Raw genomic sequence first — 23,292 nt, 5'->3', positions numbered from 1 at the left:
AGCAGTGGCATTATCGACCCGTTGTCGGAACTGGAGATAGACGTACAGAGCTTCGATATTCCGAGAATGGTGTCCGTCTATCCCGACCGTGCCGGAGTCCGATGGTGGACGAAAGCATGGTTCAATAACCGGGAGGAAGGCGAACATTCCGTAGAAATCGACCGGATGGCCGCCATCCGTTTCATTCAGGACCGGATAGAAAAGGATGAATGGCTGGAAGAGTTCTTCCCCAAGCAGATGGAGATATACCACAACGCCATAGAACAAACCAAGGAACAACTGTTGAACCAATTGAATTATTAGAACATGGGCGAAATCAAGCATACAGCACGCTTTGCGGAGATAGAAAGGATATTCGGTGACTACTTCAATAGTCACCTTGCCCCTGTCATGCGAGACACGCAGAACTATCTCAACCGCAAACAAACGGAAGAAATGGCTGCATATTCCACCAGTACAGCCGGTATCCTCGGTTCTATGGCGGCAGCCGGTAATCCGATGATGGATCCGTACCAGACACTGAGAGTGACCGGGGAATGGAACTCCAAGACCACGGAGGACTATCTGGAAATGTGCAGGGAGAAGATTGCAAACAATAAGGAGATACAGGCAGACCTCGCATTGTTGGCAAACGAGTGGCGCACAACCGTGGTGGATGAAATCGGCAGGGAAAGATATGATGAACTGTCCGGGCAATTAGGGTGCGACCTCGCTTACGCATATACGGAATACCGTATCGGAGAGTTGATGATGGGCAAGATGGTCAAAGACAATATGCCCAAGTCTTCCGCTGAATACATCATGCGCAAGGCGGCACAGAACACACTTTTCGGGCTGTCATACACATTGAACCAGTCACCGCTTGCCGCAGAAATCGAGCGATGTGGGGAAGCAGCCTACAAACCGTCCAAACTGGAAAAAGGGACAGGCAAAGTCATCGGTGCAAGCATCGATGCCATATCACTCGGCGGTGCGGGAAGCTGGGCGAGCTTCGCCAAATTTGTCGGGGCTGACCTGGCATTTTCAGCACTGACTTCCTCCAAGGACAAAACAGGAAACACAGCATCCGTTGAAGATTGCATCAGCAAGGGCGTATTCGGAAGTGAGAGGAATGTCTTTGACAGATTCCGTAAAGAAGCCAAGGAAATTCGAGCCAATGACAATCCTTATATCATCGCCACCAATGAACGGCTGACCAAGAAGATTCCCGTACAGAGTTTTGATTTCAGGGACTGGATGAGCCATAACGCCCAAGCGAAAATGCCGTTTGATTTTATTGCCGGCCAAAAGATAAAAGATGAGCGATACAAGGATATTCCGATGGTCATCGCTCCGGAATACATGGAAACTTATTTGCAGGATATGGAGAAGAAAGAAGAGGTTAAAGGTCAATCCGCGCTTGCAAGCAATCCGGGACAATCGGGAAACACCCATACCGCACAATCCGTCCAACAAGCCAATGAAACGGAAACGACGGAAGAATCAAGGGAAGAAACAGCCATTGAATCAGGACAGAACCGACAGGCAGGACAGCAAACCGCCAATGCCAACGAAAACGGCTGGGGCGATTTTTTCTCAACCTTGGGATTGAGTGGCATGGGAGACATAAGCAAAAATTTGGGTTATGTGCTTGCCATGTTGCCGGATATTCTGGTGGGTATGTTTACGGGCAGGACAAAATCATTGGATTTGGGAGACAATGTACTGCCTATCGCCAGCATCGTCGCCGGCATATTCATTAAGAATCCTATTCTCAAAATGATGATGATCGGACTGGGCGGTGCCAATTTGTTGAACAAGGCAGGACACGAGGCATTAGGATGGAAACGGAATGAAGATAACGGTTTGAATACGGGAAACCGTTCCGTCCGATACCGGGTCTATGCAGACGAACCGCTGAATCCACGGATTTCCGGTCCGATACTGCAAGGGAACAACCTTATCGCAACCATAGACCATGTACCCTGCACCATCCAGTTGCCTGAAAAAGTGGTGTCAGCTTACAATGCCGGGGCATTGCCGCTTAATACCCTTGCCAATGCCATCCTTGTCAAGAGCGACCATACCCAGCAACTGATGTCGCAGAATTACGAAGAGAACGACAGGGAAACGATTGTGCGTACCAGAGGAATACAATAAAACAGCAACAGATATGAAAGAGAAATCACAGTTTGAGAAAAATGCCGCCGACAAACAAGTGGAACTGCTCTCCGGAGCGTTAAACGGGGCGGTCAGTGCGGGCGGCCACTGGCTCAATGCCACAGGAAAGGGCTATCCCAAGTTTTATCCGGCAGGCGTGGCGGTCAGTCCGTTCAACGCCCTGTTCATGGCTCTGCACTCGGACAAGAACGGATGTAAGAGCAACCTCTTCACCTTATATAGCGAAGCAAAGGCAAGAGGCGAATCCGTCAAGGAACACGAAAAAGGAGTACCGTTCCTGTTCTATAATTGGAACAAGTACGTGAACAGGAACAATCCCAACGAGGTCATATCAAGGGATGACTACCAAAAACTTTCTCCCGAAGAGAAGAACCGATACAAAGGCGTACACAACAGGGAGATACGCACATTGTTCAATATCGACCAGACTTTGCTGCCCCACGTTGACAGGAAAGCATACGATGACGCATTGGCAAAATACGGCAACAGTGTCGAGCAAGGATTCGGGGAAAAGGAATTGCGTGAGCTCAGGCCGAAATTCAATGCCTTCGTACAGTCTATTTCGAGAAATCTGGCACCGGTTCGCACGGATGGCAGCGGTGTGGCGCATTATGACAGCCAGAAAGACGCGATATATATTCCACGGCAAAAGGATTTCGCACATTACATCGATTACGCGCAGGAGACCCTTCGGCAAATCATAGCAGCCACCGGACACCAGCAACGCCTTGCCCGTGAGGGAATGGTGATGAAAAACGGGATTCCCCCAACAGAGGATGCCGTCAAGCAGGAACGGCTGATTGCCGAAATCGCTTCGGGTATCAAGATGCTGGAAATGGGACTTCCGGCCCGGTTGTCGGACGAGAGTGTCAAACTGGTGGATTATTGGAACCGTGAACTGAAAGAGAACCCTTGTCTGATAGATGCCATCGAGAGCGATGTGAACAATGCGCTGGAAGTGATACGCAAAGCGGAACGGGGCGAAAAAATCGAGTATGCCACCTATCGTAACTACCGCCAGACAGAACAGATGCGGGAGCAAATGCCCAAGCATTTCTTCGTGGCTGACGAAATCAAGAAGCATCCCGACAAGGAAAACAAGACCATTGTCCTGGTCATCGACAAACAAGGCAAGAGTGCCGATGTGATACTCCCTGCCGGTGCATCCTTGGAGGTGAACAACGAAATCAAGGGAATGAGCAAACAGCGCATACAAAGCGCATTGGAGAAAAGCGGCATTGAAAAAGTGCGTTTCTATAATCCGGACGGTGCGTTGGGCTACCGTCCCGATGACCGTTACTTCGCCGAAAAGCAGATAGAGGTGGCGCGTCTGAAAAACTGGGCATTGGAAACACTCTCCACCATCGATGCGCACCCTGCGGTGAAGCATGCTGACAAACCCTGGTTTGAGAAGATACAGATGGTACAGGATGACAAAAACCGCTGGGCTTTATTCATCAAGCCGGAAGGAAAAGCCGGTTACAGCGTCTATCCCGAAAAGGATGACCTGAACCGTTTCTTCATCACGCTGAAACAGTCATTGGATAATATAGACAAGGTGCGTGGAGAATTGGCCAGAAAATACTATGCCCTTGCCGAGAGCAAGCCGGATCTAAAAGTGGACCTGTTCCACACGGCAGATGAAAGCATTGACTTGAACCGCATACAACGAGTGGCCGTGTTCAAGACAAAGAACGGGGCGATACTCTGCGCTCCCACCATTGACAACCAGAAACCGCAGCCCCGAAGCGTCACACCACAGCAATGGCAACGGATGTGGGTCGCCGAGGACAGGAACAGTTTCAAACAACATCTGGCGGCAACGCTTTTCGCGGACGTGCTGAACAAGAGCCAGGCACAGGAACAGACCTCTTCCGAAAAACAGGAGTCGGAAGTGGAAACGAAAATCAGCCGTGACGAGGAAATCAAGCACGACCAGCCTAAAGAGGAAGTTGAAGAAGAGGAAGAGGTATCAAAAGGAATGCACCGATAAACAGACAAAGCAATGAGCAAGAATAAAGAATATGTGGAGAAATACGCCGAGTTTGCGATGGAACAGATGCGCAAATACGGCATCCCGGCTTCAGTGACCTTGGCACAGGGCATACTGGAGAGCAGCAACGGGCAAAGCCATATGGCCCTGAACGAGAACAACCATTTTGGTATCAAAGCCACTCCGGGGTGGATTGCGCAAGGTGGCAAATACGGCATTTACACCGATGACAAGCCCAACGAGAAGTTTTGCAGCTACGACAGCGTGGGCGATTCTTACGAGCATCATTCCAAATTCCTTGTAGAGAACAAACGGTACGCGGAATGTTTTGACCTGTCTCCTGACGATTACAAGGGTTGGACGAAAGGACTTGCCAAGGCCGGGTATGCAAGTGGCGGCAATTATGCCCAAAGTCTGCAAAAAATCATTGAAGCAAACGGGCTACAGCAGTATGACCGGATGGTCATGGCAGAAATGAAGGCAAAAGGATTGGAAACAGAAACCGGGCAAGCGGTTACGACAAACACCTATTCATTCCCGGTCGAGCGCGAAGAGTTCCTGTTTGTCACTTCACCGTTCGGAATGCGTACCGACCCCATGAATGCTGACAAGCTGCAAATGCACAAGGGTATAGACATCCGCTGTAAGGGCGATGCGGTGTTGGCTACCGAGAATAACGGCAAAGTGGTGGCAGTAAACCAAAATGCCAAAACCGCCGGAGGCAAGTCCGTAACCATTGAATACGAGAGGGCTGACGGAAGCAAGATACAGAACACTTATATGCACCTGTCCTCTGTTGATGTCAAGGTGGGTGATATGGTGCAAGCCGGACAGAGACTCGGTGTTTCAGGGAATACCGGGACACGGACTACCGGCGAACACCTGCATTTCGGAGTGGCACAGATTACCGCTGACGGACAAAAACGAGACATTGATCCCGCAATCTATCTGGCAGACATTGCCCAAAAGGGAAACATCAAGTTGCAAGCCTTGCATAATGGCAACGACCTGTTGGCTAAATACAAAACGGAGGTTACTGCCACTCCCCAGGAAACAAAATCACAAAGTCCTGAAGAGTGGATGAAGAAACTGTTATCCTCGGAAGACAGCGGTGTCGGACTTTCAGGAACGAATGACCCGATTATGGATATGGTGGTCAAAGCCTTTTCCTCGCTGATGATGCTGGCGGTAGTCATTGACAACAAGAACGAAGAGGAACAGAAAGAAGCCATTTCTGAAATGGCAGGTAGCCGGAAGGTGGAACTGACTTCATTGTTGCCCCACATGAAAAGTTGTGCCCTTGTCATCGGAGAGAACAACAAAGCCGTATTGCAGGCAGACAACGGTATCGTGCAAGTCTCACGGGAACTCAGTACCGTTGAATTGAGCCGGCTGTCCGCCACCTTGAACAATCCGGGACTTACGGAGGAAAGCAAGCGTATGCGAGTGGCAGGAATGGTCAATGCCATTGTGTTGTCACAACAGGCATCCCAGAACTTCGAGCAGGGAATGTCAGAGCAACAGGGCCAGAACGAGCAAATCAGAAGATAATGAAAAGCGTGATGATGGAAATAGGATTGTTGTTTGTCGGACTGTCCCTTGCAGGACTGCATACCCTTGTATGCTACCGGCTGTTCGGTCTGGTGGTGACACTCGTGATTGTGGGTGTGCAGGTTGTCATTGCGTCAGGGATAGTCTGGATTAAAATCCGTGCGCCCGATTAAAGACGGAACGTATATGCGGGTAGTTCACATTTAATAGGATATTCCGGTCAAATGGTCTTGGTTAAAATAAAACTACAAGCAATATGATTAAGTGTAACGTAACAGTGTGCGGAACCATCAGCAAGGCGGCTGTAGTGCGCACCAACAATGAGAACAAGGCTTTCACGGCATTTGCCGTAAATTGCGTGATTCCAGCAAGAAACGGTATCGACAAAACAGTGGAAATCTCTGTCGCCAAGGATGGAGAGGAGTACAATCGGGCTGACTATACCGTAGGCAAGAGAGTGGAAATTTCCGGTGTGTTGACTTTCAAGAAGCGTGGAGACAACCTCTATTTCAATCTGTCGGCTTCATCGGTTAACCTTACCGTGGCTTCAAACGAGGATTCCATCAAGGGCGAAATGCTCTTCCGTGGAAAGACAGGCAAGAACATCGAAGAGAAGACAGACAAGAAAGGCAAGAATTTCTTGCAGTTCTCCGCATTTTCTGCGGAAAAGGTCAATGACGGCTTCGAGTACCTGTGGGTACGCTTCTTAGGCTTTGACCGTAAACGTGAGGAGTGGCTGCAACCGCAGACCGGCATCGAGGCCAAAGGTGAACTGGAACTGTCCGTCTATAACGACAAGCTGAACATTACCTGCAAGGTATCGGAAATGTCGGAATATGTGAAACAGCCGTATAACCCTAACAACTGACAGCCATGGCCGGTTACAGGAAAAACAGCAATGACGGCCCGTCCGCGGAGGACAAGGCTCTTGACCTCTTTGCGGAAATGATGATCGAGCGTATCGAGACCATCAGCAAGGACTGGACGAAACCGTGGATTACCGAGGGTAGCCTGGGGTGGCCGAAGAATCTGTCCGGACGTGAGTATAATGGGATGAACGCGCTGATGTTGCTTCTTCATTGCGAGAACGAGGGCTACAAGATACCGCGTTTCTGCACCTTTGACTGCGTGCAACGGATGAACAAACCGTCCGAAAAGCAGGCAAAGGAGGGCGTGGAACTGCCGAGGGTGTCAGTGAACAAGGGCGAAAAATCCTTCCCCGTGATGCTCACTACCTTTACCTGCATCCACAAGGAGACCAAGGAGAAGATCAAGTATGACGATTTTAAGAAACTCTCCGATGAAGAGAAGAAGATGTACAATGTATATCCGAAGATGCAGGTCTTCCGGGTATTCAATGTAGCCCAAACCAATCTTCAGGAAGCCCGTCCGGAACTTTGGAGCAAGTTGGCGAATGGGGATGCCGTAAAGTTGGATGAAAGCGAGAAGATGTCTTTTGAACCGATGGATGTGATGATCCGTGATAACCGCTGGATTTGCCCGATAAAGCCGATGCACCAGGACAAGGCATACTTTTCCATTTCCAAGAACGAGATTGTGGTTCCCGAAAAATCCCAGTTCAAGGACGGCGAATCCTATTATGGTACTCTTTGGCATGAGATGACCCACAGTACGGGCATCGAGGGGCAACTCGACCGTATCAAACCGTCCGGTTTCGGTTCGGACGAATACGCACGTGAGGAACTGGTGGCAGAATTAGGCAGCGCATTGGTGGCACAGCGTTACGGCATGAGCAAGGCATTGAAAGAAGAGAGCTGCGCTTATCTGAAATCCTGGCTGGACCACTTGAAGGAATCGCCCCAGTTTATCAAGACCACACTTCTGGATGTAAAAAGGGCTACCTCGCTCGTTACGCAGAATGTGGATAAAATAGTGCAGGAACTGGAACAGAAAAGCAAGGTGCAGCATGATAACGGACAGCGGAATGAGATCAAACAGTCCGTACCCGAAGGAAAGGTGTTCTACTCTTCCGTAGCCTATCTGCAATCCACCGATGACACCTCACGACTGGATGCGCTTCGGGAGAAAGGCGATTATGAGGGATTACTCCGGCTTGCCAAGGAGTATTATGACGGCAATGGAATCAACGAGCAATATACCTTTGTCTCTCCTCGCCAGAACAAGGGTGATGATCTGCTGATAGAAGACAAGGATTTTGCCGTGATCTATAACAACAGCGTGGGAGGAACTTACGAGGTGATGCTGAAATACTCTGAGCAGGAAATCCGTGACCATATCACACGGTATGGTGTCCGGCTGGCAAGCAGTGACATAAAAGAGGTTGCCAAAGACATGGCGGCCGAGCAGTTCTCTGCGATGACAAGGCAGCGTACTCCTGTCCTTGAAATGCCAAACGGAGATATTCTCCATATCGGGTATAACAGGGATGCCGACACCCTTGATGTCGGCACGGCGACCAATGCCGGGATTGCCGTCAGTCACAGTTTTCCATACGACCACGACAATTCGCTCGATTCCAATCTCCAATCCGTCAATGAAAAGCTGAATGAAATGGAGCAATATCAAAAAGAGGAGGTGGAATACAGTGGCGGGATGCACCGCTGAGTATAAAGTCTGCTATCTGTTCTGTTCAGCCGTAGAGAGTCGCCCTCTCTGCGGCTGAATTGGTTTAGTCCCACTGATAAGTCCTACTTACACAAAAAAGAGAGATTTTTCACCTTAATTAGTCGCAAAATATCGGCACTATTCTGAATTAGTGCCGAAAATTTGTTACCTTTGCAGTCGAAGAAAGGAATAATAATCACATGAGCAACGAGACGACAACATTCATACTTGACTATGCTGAAGTTCATCATGACTTTAGTTTAGGAGATTTGTTTGCTTATCTACAAGAGAAGACAGGCATCAAAAAGTCTTCTTTGTCCTGGTATCTGTTCAAGCTCGTGAATGAAAATGTACTGGTCAGAACTGGGCGGGGAACGTATGCCAAAGTGATGAAACAGGTCTTTTCACCCCAACCGATAGAGGAAGTGAAGGAGGTTTACGGTTTGTTGCAATCGGATTTTCCGTTTGCGAAATTCTGTGTTTATCAAGGGGACATCATAGCCCCTTTGCAACATCACCTTTCATCCAACCGCATCATCTACGTGGAAACGGACAGGGACTCGGCAGAAACCGTTTTCAATTTTCTGAAAGACAAGAACCACAATGTTTACCTACGACCGGACAAAAATATGATATACCGATATGTGGATATGGACAGCCGTGTCATTTTCGTGAAAAACCTTGTTTCGGAAGCTCCCTTGCAAGAAGTATCCGGCGTGCCTATGCCCACGTTGGAAAAACTGTTAGTGGATATATTGAGAGATACGGACTTTTTCTACCTGCAAGGCAGTGAGAGTGACCGTATCATAGAAAACGCCTTTAACCTGTACACAATCAACAGGAACAGGCTTTTCAGGTATGCCGACAGGCGTAAAGTGAAGAAAGAATTATCGTCGATTTTAGAAAACTTAAACATACAATGATAAAGAAAGAGTGTTTTACGACAGAATGGATTGAACAGGTTGCATCCGAACTGCACTACAATGACAAGAACCTCATAGAGAAAGTAATCCGTGCCTTATCCCTGCTTGAAATGTTGGTTAAAGCCGGGTGTCCTCTCGTCTTCAAGGGTGGCACAGCACTTATGCTCATCCTTGGGAAATCTGCCCATCGTCTGTCAATCGACATTGATGTCATCTGTCCTCCCGGAACCAATATAGAGGACTATCTGAAATCGTTTGCCGATTTTGGCTTTATCAATCTGGAACTCGTAGAGCGCAAGCAAAGGGACGATGCGGACATACCTAAAAGCCATTCCAAGTTTTTCTATCAGATAGCTTACCGGAACGACACGGACGCCCAATCCTATATCCTGCTGGATGTACTGTACGAGGACATTCATTATTTCCAAACCCGGCAAATAGCCATTGATTGCCCGTTCATACGGCTGGAGGGAGAACCATTAATGGTGACTGTTCCGTCCGCAGAAGATATTTTAGGGGATAAACTGACAGCTTTCGCTCCCAACACTACCGGAATACCTTATTACAAGAACGGCAGATCTTGTTCGATGGAGATAGCCAAGCAACTTTATGACGTGGGGCGGTTGTTTGAAAATGTTTCAGGATTGCAGATTACCGCAGAGGCTTTCCGCAAGATTGCGGTAGTCGAACTCTCGTACCGGTCTTTGGGAACGGATATCGGACAGGTCTTCAATGACATCCGTCAAACGGCACTCTGTATCTCCACACGGGGTAAATTCGGAGAAGGTGATTTCAACTTGATACAAGACGGAATCATCCGTGTAAAGTCATTTATGTACAAACAACGGTATCTGATAGACAATGCTATTATTGATGCGGCACGGGCGGCTTATTTAGCCACGCTGATTGAAAAGGGAGTCACAGAAGTGGAACGCTATTCAAACAATCCGGTTGACATCAAGGATTTGGTTATTCGACCTTCGCTGACCAACAAACTGAACAAGTTGAAAAGCAATCTACCGGAAGCCTTCTATTATTGGGCAAAGACGAGTGAACTGTTGGAAGTATGATTTTTTGCAAACAGCACGAAGGCTATTCCGCGCATAATTCACGGTCAAGATGCACGAAAGGCTGGTATTTGTAATCCTGCTCGGTGTTATCAGTGTCCTATGGTATATCGTTGGATATTGGCGGCGGAAAGCCGGAGAAACGGCGTTTTTAGCTGCGCAAAAGACCGAGAAGGAGGATGAACGTGACCGTTTATGCCGTTTGGCGGTAAGAGCCGGTCATCGGGATGCTTGTCGTATGTTCTATTGTTTACATCCGGATTTATTCAAAGAACAGCCACCACTCAAACCATTCAAATTGCACGGTACAAGAGTAGTATTCTATGGGCAATATTATCCATCCCGGTACAAACCGTTTCTCAACGATGATCAGCAGGCGTTCTGCCATTCCATCTATGAGTTTAAGGAGGGAAAAATACACGGCATTGAGTTTTTCAAATCTTGCATGAACGCCTTACAAATGGATGACCACCATTTTCATATCATGTTCATGCCTTGTAGCGATGAGTTCAAATATATCCAGCGATTCAAGCGTTTGAACTGGTATGTCTGTACCCATTGTCCGAATCTGACATCAGGACTATATGATGTTGATGTGTTCGAGCCACGTGAAAGTTTGCATGAAGCCAAAGGTTATGAGAATCGAATACTTGAACGGAATTACCGAATCACAGGAGATATAAAAGGGAAAGATGTTATTATTGTTGACGATGTACTGACTACCGGGCAAAGTATGACCGACTACAAGGAGGAGATAGAACGGTGCGGTGGCAAGGTGGTAGCTGCCATTTTCTATGGCAAGACTATCACTATGCCGCATCCGCTGATTGTCAAATTGGAGGTGTGGGGTGACTATATTACCCGCTTTTCCAAATCAAATTAGTCTCTTTCTTTGCGGTTGGATTGTTGTAGCTATATAGTCAGTCAATATCATAGCCTATCACGTATTCATCGTTGATAAGCAGATAGTAATAGCCGTTGCCACAATTCCGGTATTCTTTGCTGAAGCCTGCCGACATATCGCCATTGTCCCGTGGCTCACACCAAAGCGTTCCGTCATAACCGCAAAAATCAAAGCGACAAGTGGAAAAACTCTCTTTGTTCTTCATTGCCTCTCTGAAACGCTGCATAGATGCCGTTCCACAATATTTTTCGATAGTGGCAAGCCCGATACATTTGCCGTCAATGCGTGTTCCTGTCGTGATATGGTTCTCGTAAAGGGATTTATCCAAATCCGCATTTGCGATGTCACGAAGCCAGGCGTTTGTATGTGTGGCAAGCCGGGCAAGTTTCTGATATTTCAGAATGAGTTTCCTGTCCGTATTCGCCTCCTGTTCTTGCGAGGGATAGTATATCTGCTCGATGCTTGACCAATCTGTGAATGCATAATCTTTTGTCCTTTTGCCGGGCGCGATAATGCCAATAACACCCCTGTCCCGATTAATGAACAAGCGTCTGCGTTTTCCTGCAATCCTCACATATAGAGACGAAGGATTGGTTTCGTTGCGAAGATAGCTCTCCGCAGGATGAATAGTTGTCGTTCCCATATCCGTATCTATTTTTCAATATTTATTTTACCAGTCCTTACCAGTGTACCATTGCGGTAAAGCATGATTTCTCCGGGCTTGAAACCCATTTCTCCGAAGGCTATGTATCTGATATAATCCCGGTACTTCTCGCCTGAAATTTTTTTGCCGCACAAGTTGTTGAAAAACATAGGTATTGAAAACCCATCCTCTCCTGACAACACTGTTTTGCCGTTTTGTCTGATTTCGTCTAACATACCAATTTCCAATTTTCATCATCAATCGTAAGTTTGTTCATTTCCCAATCATACTCCACTTCCGGTGCATTGGTATAGGGGAAATTGATGGTGTAGCCGATTTGTCCGTAGGAACAATGAAGCGGTGTTACACAAATTTCCCTGCCAAAATAAAGGCTCGGTGTGCAGTATTTTCGCCAGTTAAAGCGGTCTGCAAGGATGTTCCTGCAAAGTCTTCTGTAATATGATTTGTCCGATAAAGTCATAGTTGTAGCCATTAGATAAATTCAACTTCAAGTGCTTGTAGCAACTCGTATATCTTTTCTTCGACTTCTTCCATATCCGCTACAATATCCTTAATGTGATAAGGTGCGCCATTCTTGCCGTGCCCGTCATCGCCAATCCATAAATAGGCTTCATAATCCGGGTCAAAGTCCTCGTAATATCGCTTCATACCGGCAATAAGCGTGTCGATGTCTTCATCCTGCATATCGGCATTGAAATTGAAGTCCTGCCCGTATTTGGTATAGCGTTGAAACTCAAATTGTATGCTTGTCTTGTTTTCGTCTTCAACGCTTATGCTCCAGCCTTTTTCTTGGGCAATGTCCGTTACTTTCCGTATCTGTTCTTGGGTAGTCATACTCTTTGTTTTTGTGGGGAGACCTCTCCAATCTCCCCACTGGTTGATTTAATCCGTTATCTCAAAATAATATTCCTGTTCCTCGTCCGACCATTCAGCGGTCATTGCATCCGCTTCCCTCCACAGTTTGTCATAGAGAATGGCTCTTTGATTGTCTCGCTCGTGCCACTGCCATATCTTGTGATTGAGGACAAGGCAAAGTTCCGTCCAATACTTGTAGTTGTCTTTCCATTCGGACTTGGCTCGCCTGTATGTGTCGGCTATGGCATTGTTCCCGAACTTGTCGGCAATGGAGAAATCCTGCCAAAAGGTGGTTATCGGCTCATAACCGTTCAACTCTGTTATGTTCCATCTTGGGATGGCGATTTGAAGTGCTTGCATATTCATTATTGTTTATGGTTTTCGTAATACTCTTCGGGCAAATGATAGAGGTCGTTCTCTGCCAAATGGTCTATGGCTTCCGCTGCCAGACGGCACGCCCATTCGTTACGCTGGTCATATCTTCCCTTGTGCCAGTTCTCCGCCAACTGCTCCATAAAGTAGAACATCAGTTTGGCTTTCTCGTTTACCAAATAGCGGTGGTCGTCTGCCAATGCCTTGCCCACCTTTCGGGGTGAAGCCATTTTGCCGTTCACATAGTTTGAGAACTCGTCCGCAAATCGTTTGTCATTCTCCGATAATTGATTGTTGTACTCCATTTCTAATGAATTTTGATGTTGAACATTTTTTCTTTTCCCTTTGCTTGAAGCTGTTAAACTTCGCCACCGGGATATGTTTTATGTGCGTTAAAGACTATGGGGTAAGGGAGATAAGACAAGTAAATAAACAGGGAGTTAATGAAATACCACTAATGGCACATTCGTGGAAAGCTGTCGTTAAGTCCACTGAATTGTTAGCGCAGGCGGTACTTGGCATTCTACCTCCATAGTACCTTTGCACGATAAAACAATGCCGTGTGGCGTGATGGCCGGCTCTAAGGAGAATCCTCCGATGACTATAATGGGAGATTATCCTATAAAGGTTTTAGGATATAAATTCGGCAATAGTTTTTATTTGTTGCCGACATTATACAAAAGGATATATATGCAGTACATTATAACGGTCAAGTGTATGAGCAGTAGCGGATTTTATGCACTTACTGTTCGGTTAGGCACAAAGATAGCTAAAAGGAAGAAACTTTGAGTTTGGCACTTTCCCCGCTATTGCTTATACACCTTGTTGTGCATTCGGCTTTCTTTTTTTACTAATTTATCAGATAAAGTTAATATCTTTGCAGTCAAGCAATTTCAATTTTTGAATTATGTATTTCAGCAGACCTTGGACTTCTATCTAAGTGATAGGCAGTCCTGAATAAATTCCAATCAATCTTTTAGGTCAAGACAATCAGTCTATGCTTTGTGTGTGCTGTCTTTTTTTTGATAGCATTGCTTTGTCGTAGTTGCTCTGTCGGGTAATACTGCCTATTCACTTCTCCACGATTTGAATTCAAGTATTCACCTGTAAGAAGTAATTAACGTGAGTTCGATGAATTATAACTAAAAGAGTGACAGCTGAATAAGTCCGTTTTCTTCTGATTCAACCCTCTCTACTGCAATCATCGGCTTCTTTGGGAAGAATGAGTATGCCGCAAGCCCGGCCATAAGGTTGACAGTGAATCCGGTAACGGATCGGTGACGCGAATGTTCAATCTGGGCTATGTTCTTAAGTTCGTCATTGATGGTCTCGATGATGGCCCTTTTACGGAGAAGTATCTTGTCACTAAGCGTCATTATCTGTCCCTTCATATTATTTCTCAGTTTTGTAATAAGCTGAATACCATCGACAAACAACTTTGAGAAGATGTCCTTGGATATGTACCCTTTGTCGCCGGCCAACTTTCCAAACAACTGTTCAACGAAAGTCTTGTTCTTTAAAGCTTAACAGTTCCCCCATCTCATTGCATATCAGATGAAGTTTGAAGCCATAGAACCATCCCATCGAACACAGCCCCCGTTGAGCTATACCTTTAAAGACCTTGTGCATATGAATACGTTGGTTCCTGCATACGCGAAGCAATGTGCTGTCGACAAAGCTGATCCCGGTGCATTTCCCCATACAGCATCTCTTCACAAAGAGAATGAACGGGATTACAACTGTCCTTTCAAGTTCAGTAAATCGATTGTATGCCACTGTCTTTGGAAACATGTCAGTCATATGTTCTTTAACTTCATTGATATAGAAATGCTTGAAACATTTATATCCGCTCAGGTGGAACAAAATCATTATGGTTATGATCTCCGCAGAGGACATTCTCGAGTCGCGATGATACTTGCGTTTGGACTTGTCTCGCTTAGGTGCAAGACCGTTTGCCTTGATGAATCGGTCATAAAGTTTGCAAAAGTCATCGGCCATACAGAAAATTTCAGTAATTTTGTCTCTTGAGATCATAGCAATGTATTTTGTGAAGTTGATTTGTAGTGATTTCAAATTTACAAAATATATTGCTATTTTACTAATAATCAACAACTTAATTTCACCGAACTGACGTTAATTAATGACAAAAAAGAAATTGCCCGTTCGTTTCACGGGTCAGCACTTTACTATTGACAAAGTGCTAATAAAAGATGCAATAAAACAAGCAAATATAACTCAACAAGATACAGTTTTGGATATTGGTGCGGGCAAAGGTTTTATTACTGTCCACCTGCTGAAAAATGTGAACAAAGTTGTTGCCATTGAAAACGACTTGGTCTTATACAAGCATTTGTGTAAGAGGTTTAATAATGCCCAAAACGTTCAGGTTGTTGGGTGTGATTTTAGAAAATTTACAGTTCCGCTGTTACCTTTTAAGGTAGTGTCAAATATTCCTTATGGCATTACTTCCGATATTTTCAGGATTTTGATGTTTGATAATGTCGAACTTTTTTTGGGAGGTTCCATTGTCCTTCAGTCAGAGCCTGCAAAAAAGTTGGTTTCAAGTAAGGTTTATAATCCATATACGGTGTTTTATCATACTTTTTATGATTTGGAGTTCCTGTACGAGATAAGTCCCGGAAGTTTTTTGCCACCGCCAACTGTCAAGTCAGCTCTGTTAAAAATTAAAAGAAAACAGTCGTCTATTGATTTTGAACTTAAAGTCAAATATTTAGCGTTTATTTCCTGTCTTTTACAGAAACCTGATTTATCTGTTAGAACAGCCCTAAAGTCAATTTTCAGAAAAAGTCAGGTCAGGTCAATTTCGGAAAAGTTCGGAATAAACCTTAATGCACAAATTGTATGTTTGTCGCCAAGTCAATGGAAAAACTGTTTTTTGGAAATGCTGGAAGTTGTCCCCGAAAAATTTCATCCGTCATAACCTAATCCTATCTTGTTAAAGTTAGATTTTCTAGTTCGGAGTTCGTTCTTCAAGCTGATGCACAACAGTTAGCATTTAAGTCTTGTATAACAGAAATCACTACGGTAAACAGCAAGTTACCGTAGCCACGCATAAAGCCACCTGCTACAATGTGTGTCGTAACAAGTGGCTGACGAAAAGAACAGAACAGATTATGCGGTCATTCGCTTACGGATTTGCCGGGCGTTCTTCTGAACAAGCCGAATAATTCGGTCGTGGTATTCCGTAGCCTTATTGCAAAGCCCTCTTGACTGCAATACCTTGAATGTTTCAAGGCTCAATTCAATGGTTTCAATACGCTGGTTTTCAATTCGGACTGAAAATACCAACGACTGCGGTTTGAGATAATATTCGCATTGTCCGACACAATGATGCAGGGCGTTCCCCTCCTTGTAATAATCATCCACGCTTTCCAACACGCTGACTACAATCAGTCCGTCCGTGAATGACAGTCCGAAGAATTTGCTTTTCAATTCTTTAAAACGCTCCTCGTTCTCCTTTGCCTTTTTCCTTTGTTTCTCACGCTCCTCCCGTTCTTGAATAATCCTTGCCCGTTCCTGATAGCGGTCGTGTTCAGCTTTCAAGTCTAATGGACAGACATAGTGGGCATTGTGAATATCCTTGCCACACCTTTCAAGTAAGCGGATGTAATCTGTCCAAAGAGAAATATCTGCTATATGATAGCCATTGCGTAAAACTATCTTGTAAGTGTTCCAATACAAATCAAAGTACATTGAATGTTGCAGGAAGTAGTTCAAATCGGTTTTCCTGCCTGCCTTGAACATCGTTTCGGCTCTGCTGTCTGTCAACAAGGCTTCGATAAGCCGTGTCGGTTCGATGTCAGCCAATGAGCCTTGCAATCCGTTGCGTCTTAACTTTGGAGTGGCAGAATAATATGGATAGACCTTGCAATCGGCAATCCGTCTATACACATAGTTGTCTCTCCGTAACTCCAGACAGCCGTCCAAAACAAAAGTGTCCGCATAATGTCCGAGTGTGCGTTTCAATGCCGTTATCTCCGTCTTGCCGTTATCGTCCACCCAATAGCGTGCAATCTCCATAGAATAATACTCCGCTTTCTTGCCTTTACGGAAGTTTGCGTTCATAAGAAATACACGCTGTACCTGTAAACCGTCCTGTGTGGCAAGCGTGGAATAATACGCTTTGTCCTTGAATGTCCTGCACTTGGTGTCCAGTATCTCCAGTCTTGCACCGCAATGTGGGCAACGGCACACCTTTTTGTTACTCTCGTTCCATTGATAACCGCAATCCATACAGGTCGTTCCTCCGTTTTTTGTGCGGTATGCGTAATGGCTGATACATTGACGAAATGCCCATAACTCCTGCTTCTTTGTCTGTGGCAGTAACCGTCCGTTGGCGGTTACTACCTTATGCTGTAATCTCGTTTTCGCTCTCATAGTCCTAAATCAAATAATGTTGGTTGTTCGGGTTCTTGTCTGACCGCTTTCGGGGTCGGTTTCGGTTTGCTGTTTCGCTGTTGGATTTTACGCAGTTCCTCGTTTTGGTAGGCTTTGAGTGCATTCTCCCTCGCTTCGGCTTGTTCTTCGGGAGATAGTTCTACTCTATGGTTGACTATCACTCCGCAGTTGACCGCCTTACCCACTTCTATATCATCTTCATCATAGTAATGTACTCCAAGCGAATAAACCTCGTCATCGGTCATACCGCAACCGCCCTCTTTACAGATTGCCATTGCCTGGTTGAGTATGAATGTCACGCAATCGTCCAAATTCTTGTTCTCTTTGGCATACGACACTGCAAAGAGTTCATCGGTCTTGGCTCTTTCGTCCAGATATGCCTTAATTGCCTGCTTGAAATGTTCTGTTCCTTTCATAATGTCTGTTATTTTGCTTGATAATAGATACTTGGTTCACTTGAAACATTGTATATGTACGCTCCGCACCTTACCAAAAGTGCTTGGTTTCCGTAGTACATCCGTTTCATTCCTTTGATACTGCCTGTGTGGTGGAAATTGGGAAATCGGCTGATATTGCACCGCTGTCCTTGTTCCTTTGTCATTCGTCTTGTCCTCATAGTGTTTAGAAATGATAGTCAATAACTCCACCGATGTAAAGTAGTTTTCCCGGCTCAAACTGGCTGACCGTCTGTAAAAACGAGTACGATTGTTCGGCATAGCCATTAACGCCATACTCGTCCATATAGAACTGATAACCGAGGTCAAGTGGATTTTTGAGAAATTTTTCAAGCTGGTACACCGCTCCAATCCACATCATGCAGTTTTCAACGGTAACGGCTTGTGCCTTTTCTTGGATGGCTGTAACAAATTCCTTTTTCCACTTGTCCGCACCGCCATTGTATCGGATTGTGTTTTCTGCCACAAGAGTGAACATCCCTTTTGGCAATGCCTTTTCTATCAGATTGGCAATATGGAATTTGCGTTCTTCCTCGTCTATCTCCGAACAATAGTCGTAATAGTGTCCGTCCCCTTGTTCAAGGGTGTCCTCGTTCAAGTAGTTGTCCCTGTCAACTCTTGTTTCCGTGATTTGAAAAATCTTGCTGTGCATAATCAGTCTGTTTTAATCGTTGAACTTTTGTCTTTTTCTTTTCCCTTATTTTGAAGTCTTTATCGGCTTTCTTGTCGGGATCTGAATTTTACGTGCAACCAAGAGACTGTGGAAACAGAGGGATAAGACAAGTAAATGGCTGAGGAGTTGATGAAATACCCAATTTACGCCTGCCGGAAATTGCGGAAAGCTGTCGTCAAATCCATAAGGCATTAGTGGAGCCGATCGGTGGAACGGTACTTGGCGTTCCCTCGCCGCAGTACCTTTGCAGAGGAAAATAGAGCTGACAAGATGAGCCGGGGAAAGTTCATAATTCTCAATAAATATAAAAGTCAAAGGCACACTATTAAAAAGGTAACGACAATTATCTTCCGGATAAAAAAGGATATTAGGTTCCATTTAGGTTATACTTAAACGGACTATAAAAGGCATTGCCATCAAAGAAGGAAACGATGATAACGGACTGAAGCCAAATACCAGCTCAGTCCGTTAATACATCAATTTTATTCTTCCTCTGCCATTGCTTTTCCGTATGCAATAATTTCATCCATTGTAAGCCATTGAGGTTTTTCGTCTTCCTTGAAACTATTATAAAGTTCAGCCATCAGTTTAATTTGCAGATTTACATTGCCTGCCCACAAGCGTTTGATATTCCGATTGCCGTAATTAAGGTAGTATTCGCAATCAGCTTGTAAACGACCTAATAATTGGTACCTGAATACCATATCACGATGTAAAACTCTGTCTATTATCTTTCTCTCATCTGAATTTGTTTCCATATTTACCATAATCTTTTTTATTTTGATTTTTTCTTCTCCCTTATTTTGAAGCTTTTATCGGCTTTCTTGTCGGAATCTGAATTTTACGTGCAACCAAGAGACTGTGGAAACAGAAGGATAAGACAAGTAAATGGCTGAGGAGTTGATGAAATACCCAATTAACACTTGGTGGAAATTGAGGAAAGTTGTCGTCAAGTCCACCAAGCCATTAGCGGAACGACCTGCATAGCGGTACTTGGCATTCCCTCACCGCAGTACCTTTGCAAAGGAAAATAGAGCCAGCAAGATGAGCCGGAGGTGTTCATTATATGTGACAAGTAAAACTGCTATAATTGGCAGATAGATAGTAGGAATTGTAAAACAGGAAAAGCATAACAACTCCGGCAAATTCTTTCGATATTTGACGAAGTTGTTATATAGTTCATGCTTTTTTCTTATTAAAAGCATAACAAAATCGGCAAGACGCATTGATATTTGCCAAATTTGTTATAACTTCGCAACATAATTGAAGAACAATAATGACTGCCGTAAATCAGATAATAGATATTGCCAGAAAACAGGACGGGCAATTCACACGAAAAGACCTGCTGAATGCGGTGCGCTCTGGTATGAAAAACATATCAGAAGGTTCTCTTGTTGTGCTTTTGAATAGGATGCTTGCAGAGAACAAAATCATCAGAGTTTCATACGGGAAATACAAATTAAATGAAGATTTGAAATATGATTTTTTGTATGAGCCAAGCGAATTTATGCTTTCACTCAACAGACATATAAAAGAAAAATTCCCTTTCATAGATTATTGTATATGGCAACCATCTATATTCGCTTCTATGATGTTACATATACCTGCGGTAAGAACTACATTGGTAGATGTTGAAAGGGTGGCAATGGAATCCGTTTTCATGTCATTACAAAACATGGAATCTGCAATCCCTGTTTTTTTGAATCCGAACCAAGAAGATGCGGATCGATATATTACAAATCGTGATATGATTATTGTTCGTCCTCTTGTCAAAGAGGCTCCAATAGATATTATTGATGGCTGTCCCGTTCCTACATTGGAGAAAATGCTTGTTGATGCCATATCCGACAAGGAACTACAACATCTTCAGGGTAATGAATTATATACTATATATTCAAACGCCTTCTCGGACTATGAAATCAAAATGCCACGGCTGTTGAGATATGCGGCACGCCGTAACAGAAAACAAAAAGTCGAACAAATTATCAATACAATCAATATATGATACATCCCGATAGCAGGACATTATCTTGGATAGAACAAGTAGCCAAAGACAACAAGATAAAAGATATAGCCCTCGTTGAAAAAACAATCCGTGCATTCTCGTTGTTGGAAGCATTAGCCCGGTCCGGTTGTCCCTTTTTATTCAAGGGAGGATCTTCCTTAATGCTTCATCTTGATACCGGCAAACGACTTTCAATCGACATTGATATAATTTGTCCTCCAGGAACAAGGATTGAAGATTATCTGGAAAAGTATTCCGAAGAATATGGTTTTGGAGAGGTTAAATTGGTGGAACGTATCTCTCGTACCGATATACCAAAACAACATGCCAAATTCTTTTACCAGGTGGCATATCCGGCAGGAGGACGTCAGGACAAGATTCTGTTGGATGTATTATTCGAGGAAATTCATTATGCAAATGTGGTGGAACTTCCCATTAAAAGTCGTTTGTTAAAGACAGAAGGAGATCCCGTAATGGTAAAATTGCCAAGTAAAGAAGATCTGCTCGGTGATAAATTAACCGCGTTTGCTCCTCACACGACCGGAATCCCATTTTTCAAAGGAGAAAAGAATTGTTCAATGGAAATCTGTAAACAGTTATTTGACGTTGCATCGCTTTTCGACATAGTTGGTGACTTATCTGTTACAGCGGAAACATTCAATAAGTTTGCGATGGTTGAACTTCAATACAGAGGTGAGAATCCTGATGCAATTCAAAAAGTTTTGGATGACATTTATGATACAGCCAAATGTATAGTAATGCGCGGGCAGGACAATCAGGAGGAATTTGACCTGATTCAAGATGGAATTAAAAAAGTGCGTGGCTTTATTCATAGTGAAGTCTATACTTTGGAAAGTGCTATTACAAATGCTTCAAAGGCAGCTTATCTTGCCAAACTTATCAGTAATGGCATAAATGAGATAAAGCACTATAATCCATCCGAAGCAAATCTATTGGTCAACGTAACGATACACTCTCCACTCTCAACCAAATTGAATAAATTAAAGAAGACGAATGCAGAAGCGTTCTTCTATTGGAGCGAAATACAAAAGTTATTATAACGAGATTTTTATAATGCAGAAGAGCCGATCCATCACGGACAGGCTCTCCTTTCAAAAGAATTGACATTTAACTAATCAATTTGAACAAAAAGAATCTTACACTTTCCTATTTCATATATAGCATGACTTTGGTATGTCTGTTAGCTTCAGTGGGTACATAATTGGAAATACCTCCTTGACAGACCTTTGTTATATTTTCAACAGTCACTCCGCGCCTGCGCAACTCCGTGGCAATATAATCGGCTCTCGATGCGCTCAACTTATTGTTTATATCGGCAGTTCCGGTGGCAGCGTCAGCCGCACCTGCAACAGTCACGGATAATCCGTATTTCTTTGTCACACGCGCCAGTTCATCCAGATTGACCAACTGGGATTTATCAGTCAGTTGAGCCGTGCCGAGTTCAAAGAAGAAATAGACAGGTGAACCGATGCACTCGTTGCCGGAACCTATAAAGGAGAGATAATCCGAATGGCTATAAATGGAAATGCTGTCATTATTCATATCTGGAGACAGCAGGGAATCGGCACCTGTGACATAGAAGCCGTTTACAACGCTACCGTCATTATTGGGTATGGCATTGACAAATTCAGACTTACTGAACAAACTGTCATTGGACAATGGAGACTTACCATCCCAATGCCTGTTTTTCAATCTTGCTCGGAGCGAGTTCAGTCCGCTGTAATCGTTTCTCGGATAGACATTGCCCAAACTCTCCCGGTCATCAAACATCTTGCTATATTTATCAAGCAAGCCCTCAATTTCCAGAATCTTCTTCAATTCGTTGATCGTTCTCATCGCCCTGTCATGTTGCCCGGTGTATCTGCGATTACTCTCCGATAGCTGTGAAGCGTAACCAATCAGCCACTCGTTCTGCCGGATGTAAGGACTCGCATCAACGGCACGTTTCCAGCCGGTCTTTCCAATCGTAAACGACAAGCCGGCTGACACGGAGAGCATATTATCTCCGAAACGATTGGATTTGCCATAGCCATCAAAGTCCTGGAATGTGGAAACATTGCCAATTTCCAACAATGCAGACAGCCGTTTACAGATACGGTATTGTCCCTGTATTCCGTATGAAATGGCAAACGGATTATGTCCGTTCTGCGGATTGTGCATCAGTCCAAATCCTATGTATGGAATGATTCCCCAACGAGGATTCTCAACCTTGCCATACCGATATCCAAGCACATTCCACATCAAGTCAGCATGAAAGTGATGGTAGTCATTTGTGACCAGTTCGCAATCTTTGAACTGCCAACCTCCATAACCGATTCTTGCTCCGATCTGCGGAGTGAACCACTTGCCAAGCGATGCGAAAATAGTAGGCTTTATCCTGTCAAATAAGTCGGCACAACCAACAGGTTTGCCAATGAACGCACTTGCACCACCTTGAAGACTGACAAACCAGTTGCCGTTCCAAGGCGATGTCACGAATACACCCTTATGGTAAGTCGGATCCAAAGGCCGGAGCATCTGTTCGATATCCGTGTACGACTCCAGCTGTACAGTGTCCTTTGTCACAGGTGGTACAGCCGCTTTCATGTGCAGTGAACAGCCCATACCTGCCACTGCCAGAATTAAAAATATTTTCTTTGTCATA

The 23,292-nt window shown here is 44.7% G+C and carries 26 protein-coding genes and 1 pseudogene; 13 read left to right on the top strand and 14 right to left on the bottom strand.

The window, feature by feature from the left end:
• The first annotated feature begins 21 nt into the window (after window positions 1–21).
• The 10 genes from BSAG_RS0223140 (at window position 22) to BSAG_RS13205 (ending at window position 11,163) form a co-directional block, all read left to right on the top strand.
• On the top strand, window positions 22–303 hold the full coding sequence (locus tag BSAG_RS0223140) for a hypothetical protein (RefSeq protein ID WP_008771370.1): 282 nt from the start codon (window positions 22–24) through the stop codon (window positions 301–303).
• Between the two features lie 3 nt (window positions 304–306).
• Window positions 307–2,139, top strand: a complete 1,833-nt coding sequence (locus BSAG_RS13170; protein ID WP_008771369.1) for a hypothetical protein — start codon at window positions 307–309, stop codon at window positions 2,137–2,139.
• A gap of 13 nt (window positions 2,140–2,152) precedes the next feature.
• Entirely contained in the window at window positions 2,153–4,153 is a 2,001-nt protein-coding gene (locus tag BSAG_RS13175; protein WP_008771368.1) for a zincin-like metallopeptidase domain-containing protein, read from the top strand.
• Window positions 4,154–4,165: 12 nt separating this feature from the next.
• Window positions 4,166–5,704 carry a glucosaminidase domain-containing protein gene (locus BSAG_RS26055; protein ID WP_008771367.1) on the top strand — a complete coding sequence of 513 codons (1,539 nt, stop codon included), beginning with the start codon at window positions 4,166–4,168 and terminating at the stop codon, window positions 5,702–5,704.
• A complete protein-coding gene (locus BSAG_RS25250) occupies window positions 5,704–5,877 on the top strand; it encodes a hypothetical protein (protein ID WP_008771366.1) in 174 nt (57 codons plus the stop codon). The genes BSAG_RS26055 and BSAG_RS25250 overlap by 1 nt, the downstream gene beginning before the upstream one ends.
• An 83-nt stretch (window positions 5,878–5,960) precedes the next feature.
• Window positions 5,961–6,572 carry a hypothetical protein gene (locus tag BSAG_RS13185; RefSeq protein WP_008771365.1) on the top strand — a complete coding sequence of 204 codons (612 nt, stop codon included), beginning with the start codon at window positions 5,961–5,963 and terminating at the stop codon, window positions 6,570–6,572.
• A 5-nt stretch (window positions 6,573–6,577) separates the two neighbouring features.
• Window positions 6,578–8,290: a zincin-like metallopeptidase domain-containing protein gene (locus tag BSAG_RS13190; protein WP_008771364.1), complete on the top strand. Its 1,713-nt coding sequence runs from the start codon at window positions 6,578–6,580 to the stop codon at window positions 8,288–8,290.
• Window positions 8,291–8,490: 200 nt separating this feature from the next.
• Complete coding sequence (locus tag BSAG_RS13195) at window positions 8,491–9,213, top strand: DUF6577 family protein (RefSeq protein WP_008771363.1); 723 nt, start codon at window positions 8,491–8,493, stop codon at window positions 9,211–9,213.
• On the top strand, window positions 9,210–10,283 hold the full coding sequence (locus tag BSAG_RS13200) for a nucleotidyl transferase AbiEii/AbiGii toxin family protein (protein ID WP_008771362.1): 1,074 nt from the start codon (window positions 9,210–9,212) through the stop codon (window positions 10,281–10,283). Before BSAG_RS13195 ends, BSAG_RS13200 begins: the two co-directional genes overlap by 4 nt.
• A gap of 49 nt (window positions 10,284–10,332) precedes the next feature.
• On the top strand, window positions 10,333–11,163 hold the full coding sequence (locus BSAG_RS13205; protein WP_008771361.1) for a phosphoribosyltransferase: 831 nt from the start codon (window positions 10,333–10,335) through the stop codon (window positions 11,161–11,163).
• A 37-nt stretch (window positions 11,164–11,200) separates the two neighbouring features.
• On the opposite strand, the gene BSAG_RS13210 is transcribed toward BSAG_RS13205, so the two are convergent.
• The 7 genes and pseudogenes from BSAG_RS13210 to BSAG_RS0223135 form a co-directional block, all read right to left on the bottom strand.
• Complete coding sequence (locus BSAG_RS13210; RefSeq protein WP_008771360.1) at window positions 11,201–11,827, bottom strand: hypothetical protein; 627 nt, start codon at window positions 11,825–11,827, stop codon at window positions 11,201–11,203.
• An 8-nt stretch (window positions 11,828–11,835) separates the two neighbouring features.
• Window positions 11,836–12,063 (bottom strand): hypothetical protein, encoded by a 228-nt coding sequence (locus BSAG_RS13215; RefSeq protein WP_008771359.1) that lies wholly within the window; start codon window positions 12,061–12,063, stop codon window positions 11,836–11,838.
• Entirely contained in the window at window positions 12,057–12,308 is a 252-nt protein-coding gene (locus BSAG_RS13220) for a hypothetical protein (RefSeq protein WP_008997478.1), read from the bottom strand. The genes BSAG_RS13215 and BSAG_RS13220 overlap by 7 nt, the downstream gene beginning before the upstream one ends.
• Window positions 12,309–12,319: 11 nt before the next feature.
• Entirely contained in the window at window positions 12,320–12,682 is a 363-nt protein-coding gene (locus BSAG_RS13225; RefSeq protein WP_008771357.1) for a hypothetical protein, read from the bottom strand.
• 48 nt (window positions 12,683–12,730) lie between these two features.
• A complete protein-coding gene (locus BSAG_RS13230) occupies window positions 12,731–13,063 on the bottom strand; it encodes a hypothetical protein (RefSeq protein WP_008771356.1) in 333 nt (110 codons plus the stop codon).
• 5 nt (window positions 13,064–13,068) lie between these two features.
• Window positions 13,069–13,380, bottom strand: a complete 312-nt coding sequence (locus BSAG_RS13235) for a hypothetical protein (RefSeq protein WP_007850547.1) — start codon at window positions 13,378–13,380, stop codon at window positions 13,069–13,071.
• Window positions 13,381–14,217: 837 nt separating this feature from the next.
• Window positions 14,218–15,109: pseudogene (locus BSAG_RS0223135) on the bottom strand (IS982 family transposase).
• Between the two features lie 106 nt (window positions 15,110–15,215).
• Between BSAG_RS0223135 and erm the strand changes: the two are divergent.
• Window positions 15,216–16,016: a 23S ribosomal RNA methyltransferase Erm gene (gene erm / locus BSAG_RS13245; protein WP_008771354.1), complete on the top strand. Its 801-nt coding sequence runs from the start codon at window positions 15,216–15,218 to the stop codon at window positions 16,014–16,016.
• Window positions 16,017–16,207: 191 nt separating this feature from the next.
• Here erm and BSAG_RS13250 read toward each other — a convergent pair whose 3' ends face one another.
• The 6 genes from BSAG_RS13250 to BSAG_RS13265 all read right to left on the bottom strand — a co-directional run bounded on the left by BSAG_RS13250 (window position 16,208) and on the right by BSAG_RS13265 (window position 19,389).
• Window positions 16,208–17,473 (bottom strand): PcfJ domain-containing protein, encoded by a 1,266-nt coding sequence (locus BSAG_RS13250; RefSeq protein ID WP_008771353.1) that lies wholly within the window; start codon window positions 17,471–17,473, stop codon window positions 16,208–16,210.
• Window positions 17,470–17,910, bottom strand: coding sequence for a PcfK-like family protein (locus BSAG_RS13255; RefSeq protein ID WP_008771352.1), 441 nt, complete (start codon window positions 17,908–17,910; stop codon window positions 17,470–17,472). The genes BSAG_RS13250 and BSAG_RS13255 overlap by 4 nt, the downstream gene beginning before the upstream one ends.
• An 8-nt stretch (window positions 17,911–17,918) precedes the next feature.
• On the bottom strand, window positions 17,919–18,110 hold the full coding sequence (locus tag BSAG_RS25630; RefSeq protein WP_008771351.1) for a hypothetical protein: 192 nt from the start codon (window positions 18,108–18,110) through the stop codon (window positions 17,919–17,921).
• Window positions 18,111–18,115: 5 nt separating this feature from the next.
• Window positions 18,116–18,601: a hypothetical protein gene (locus BSAG_RS13260; RefSeq protein WP_008771350.1), complete on the bottom strand. Its 486-nt coding sequence runs from the start codon at window positions 18,599–18,601 to the stop codon at window positions 18,116–18,118.
• 45 nt (window positions 18,602–18,646) lie between these two features.
• Window positions 18,647–19,000 carry a hypothetical protein gene (locus BSAG_RS24950; protein ID WP_008997476.1) on the bottom strand — a complete coding sequence of 118 codons (354 nt, stop codon included), beginning with the start codon at window positions 18,998–19,000 and terminating at the stop codon, window positions 18,647–18,649.
• A gap of 104 nt (window positions 19,001–19,104) precedes the next feature.
• Window positions 19,105–19,389, bottom strand: coding sequence for an LPD11 domain-containing protein (locus BSAG_RS13265; protein WP_008771349.1), 285 nt, complete (start codon window positions 19,387–19,389; stop codon window positions 19,105–19,107).
• Window positions 19,390–19,988: 599 nt separating this feature from the next.
• Here BSAG_RS13265 and BSAG_RS13270 point away from each other — a divergent pair.
• Window positions 19,989–20,627 carry a DUF6577 family protein gene (locus tag BSAG_RS13270; RefSeq protein ID WP_227035359.1) on the top strand — a complete coding sequence of 213 codons (639 nt, stop codon included), beginning with the start codon at window positions 19,989–19,991 and terminating at the stop codon, window positions 20,625–20,627.
• The gene (locus BSAG_RS13275) at window positions 20,624–21,688 is read left to right on the top strand and encodes a nucleotidyl transferase AbiEii/AbiGii toxin family protein (RefSeq protein ID WP_008771346.1); all 1,065 of its coding nucleotides are present in this window, start codon (window positions 20,624–20,626) and stop codon (window positions 21,686–21,688) included. The genes BSAG_RS13270 and BSAG_RS13275 overlap by 4 nt, the downstream gene beginning before the upstream one ends.
• Window positions 21,689–21,794: 106 nt before the next feature.
• Here BSAG_RS13275 and BSAG_RS13280 read toward each other — a convergent pair whose 3' ends face one another.
• Entirely contained in the window at window positions 21,795–23,291 is a 1,497-nt protein-coding gene (locus tag BSAG_RS13280) for an OmpA family protein (RefSeq protein ID WP_008771345.1), read from the bottom strand.
• Between the last annotated feature and the right edge of the window lies 1 nt (window position 23,292).

Source organism: Bacteroides sp. D1 (assembly GCF_000157095.2).
GTDB lineage: Bacteria > Bacteroidota > Bacteroidia > Bacteroidales > Bacteroidaceae > Bacteroides > Bacteroides xylanisolvens.
Note: the sequence above shows the minus strand (reverse complement) of the source record. Positions and strands in the feature narration are given on the sequence as shown.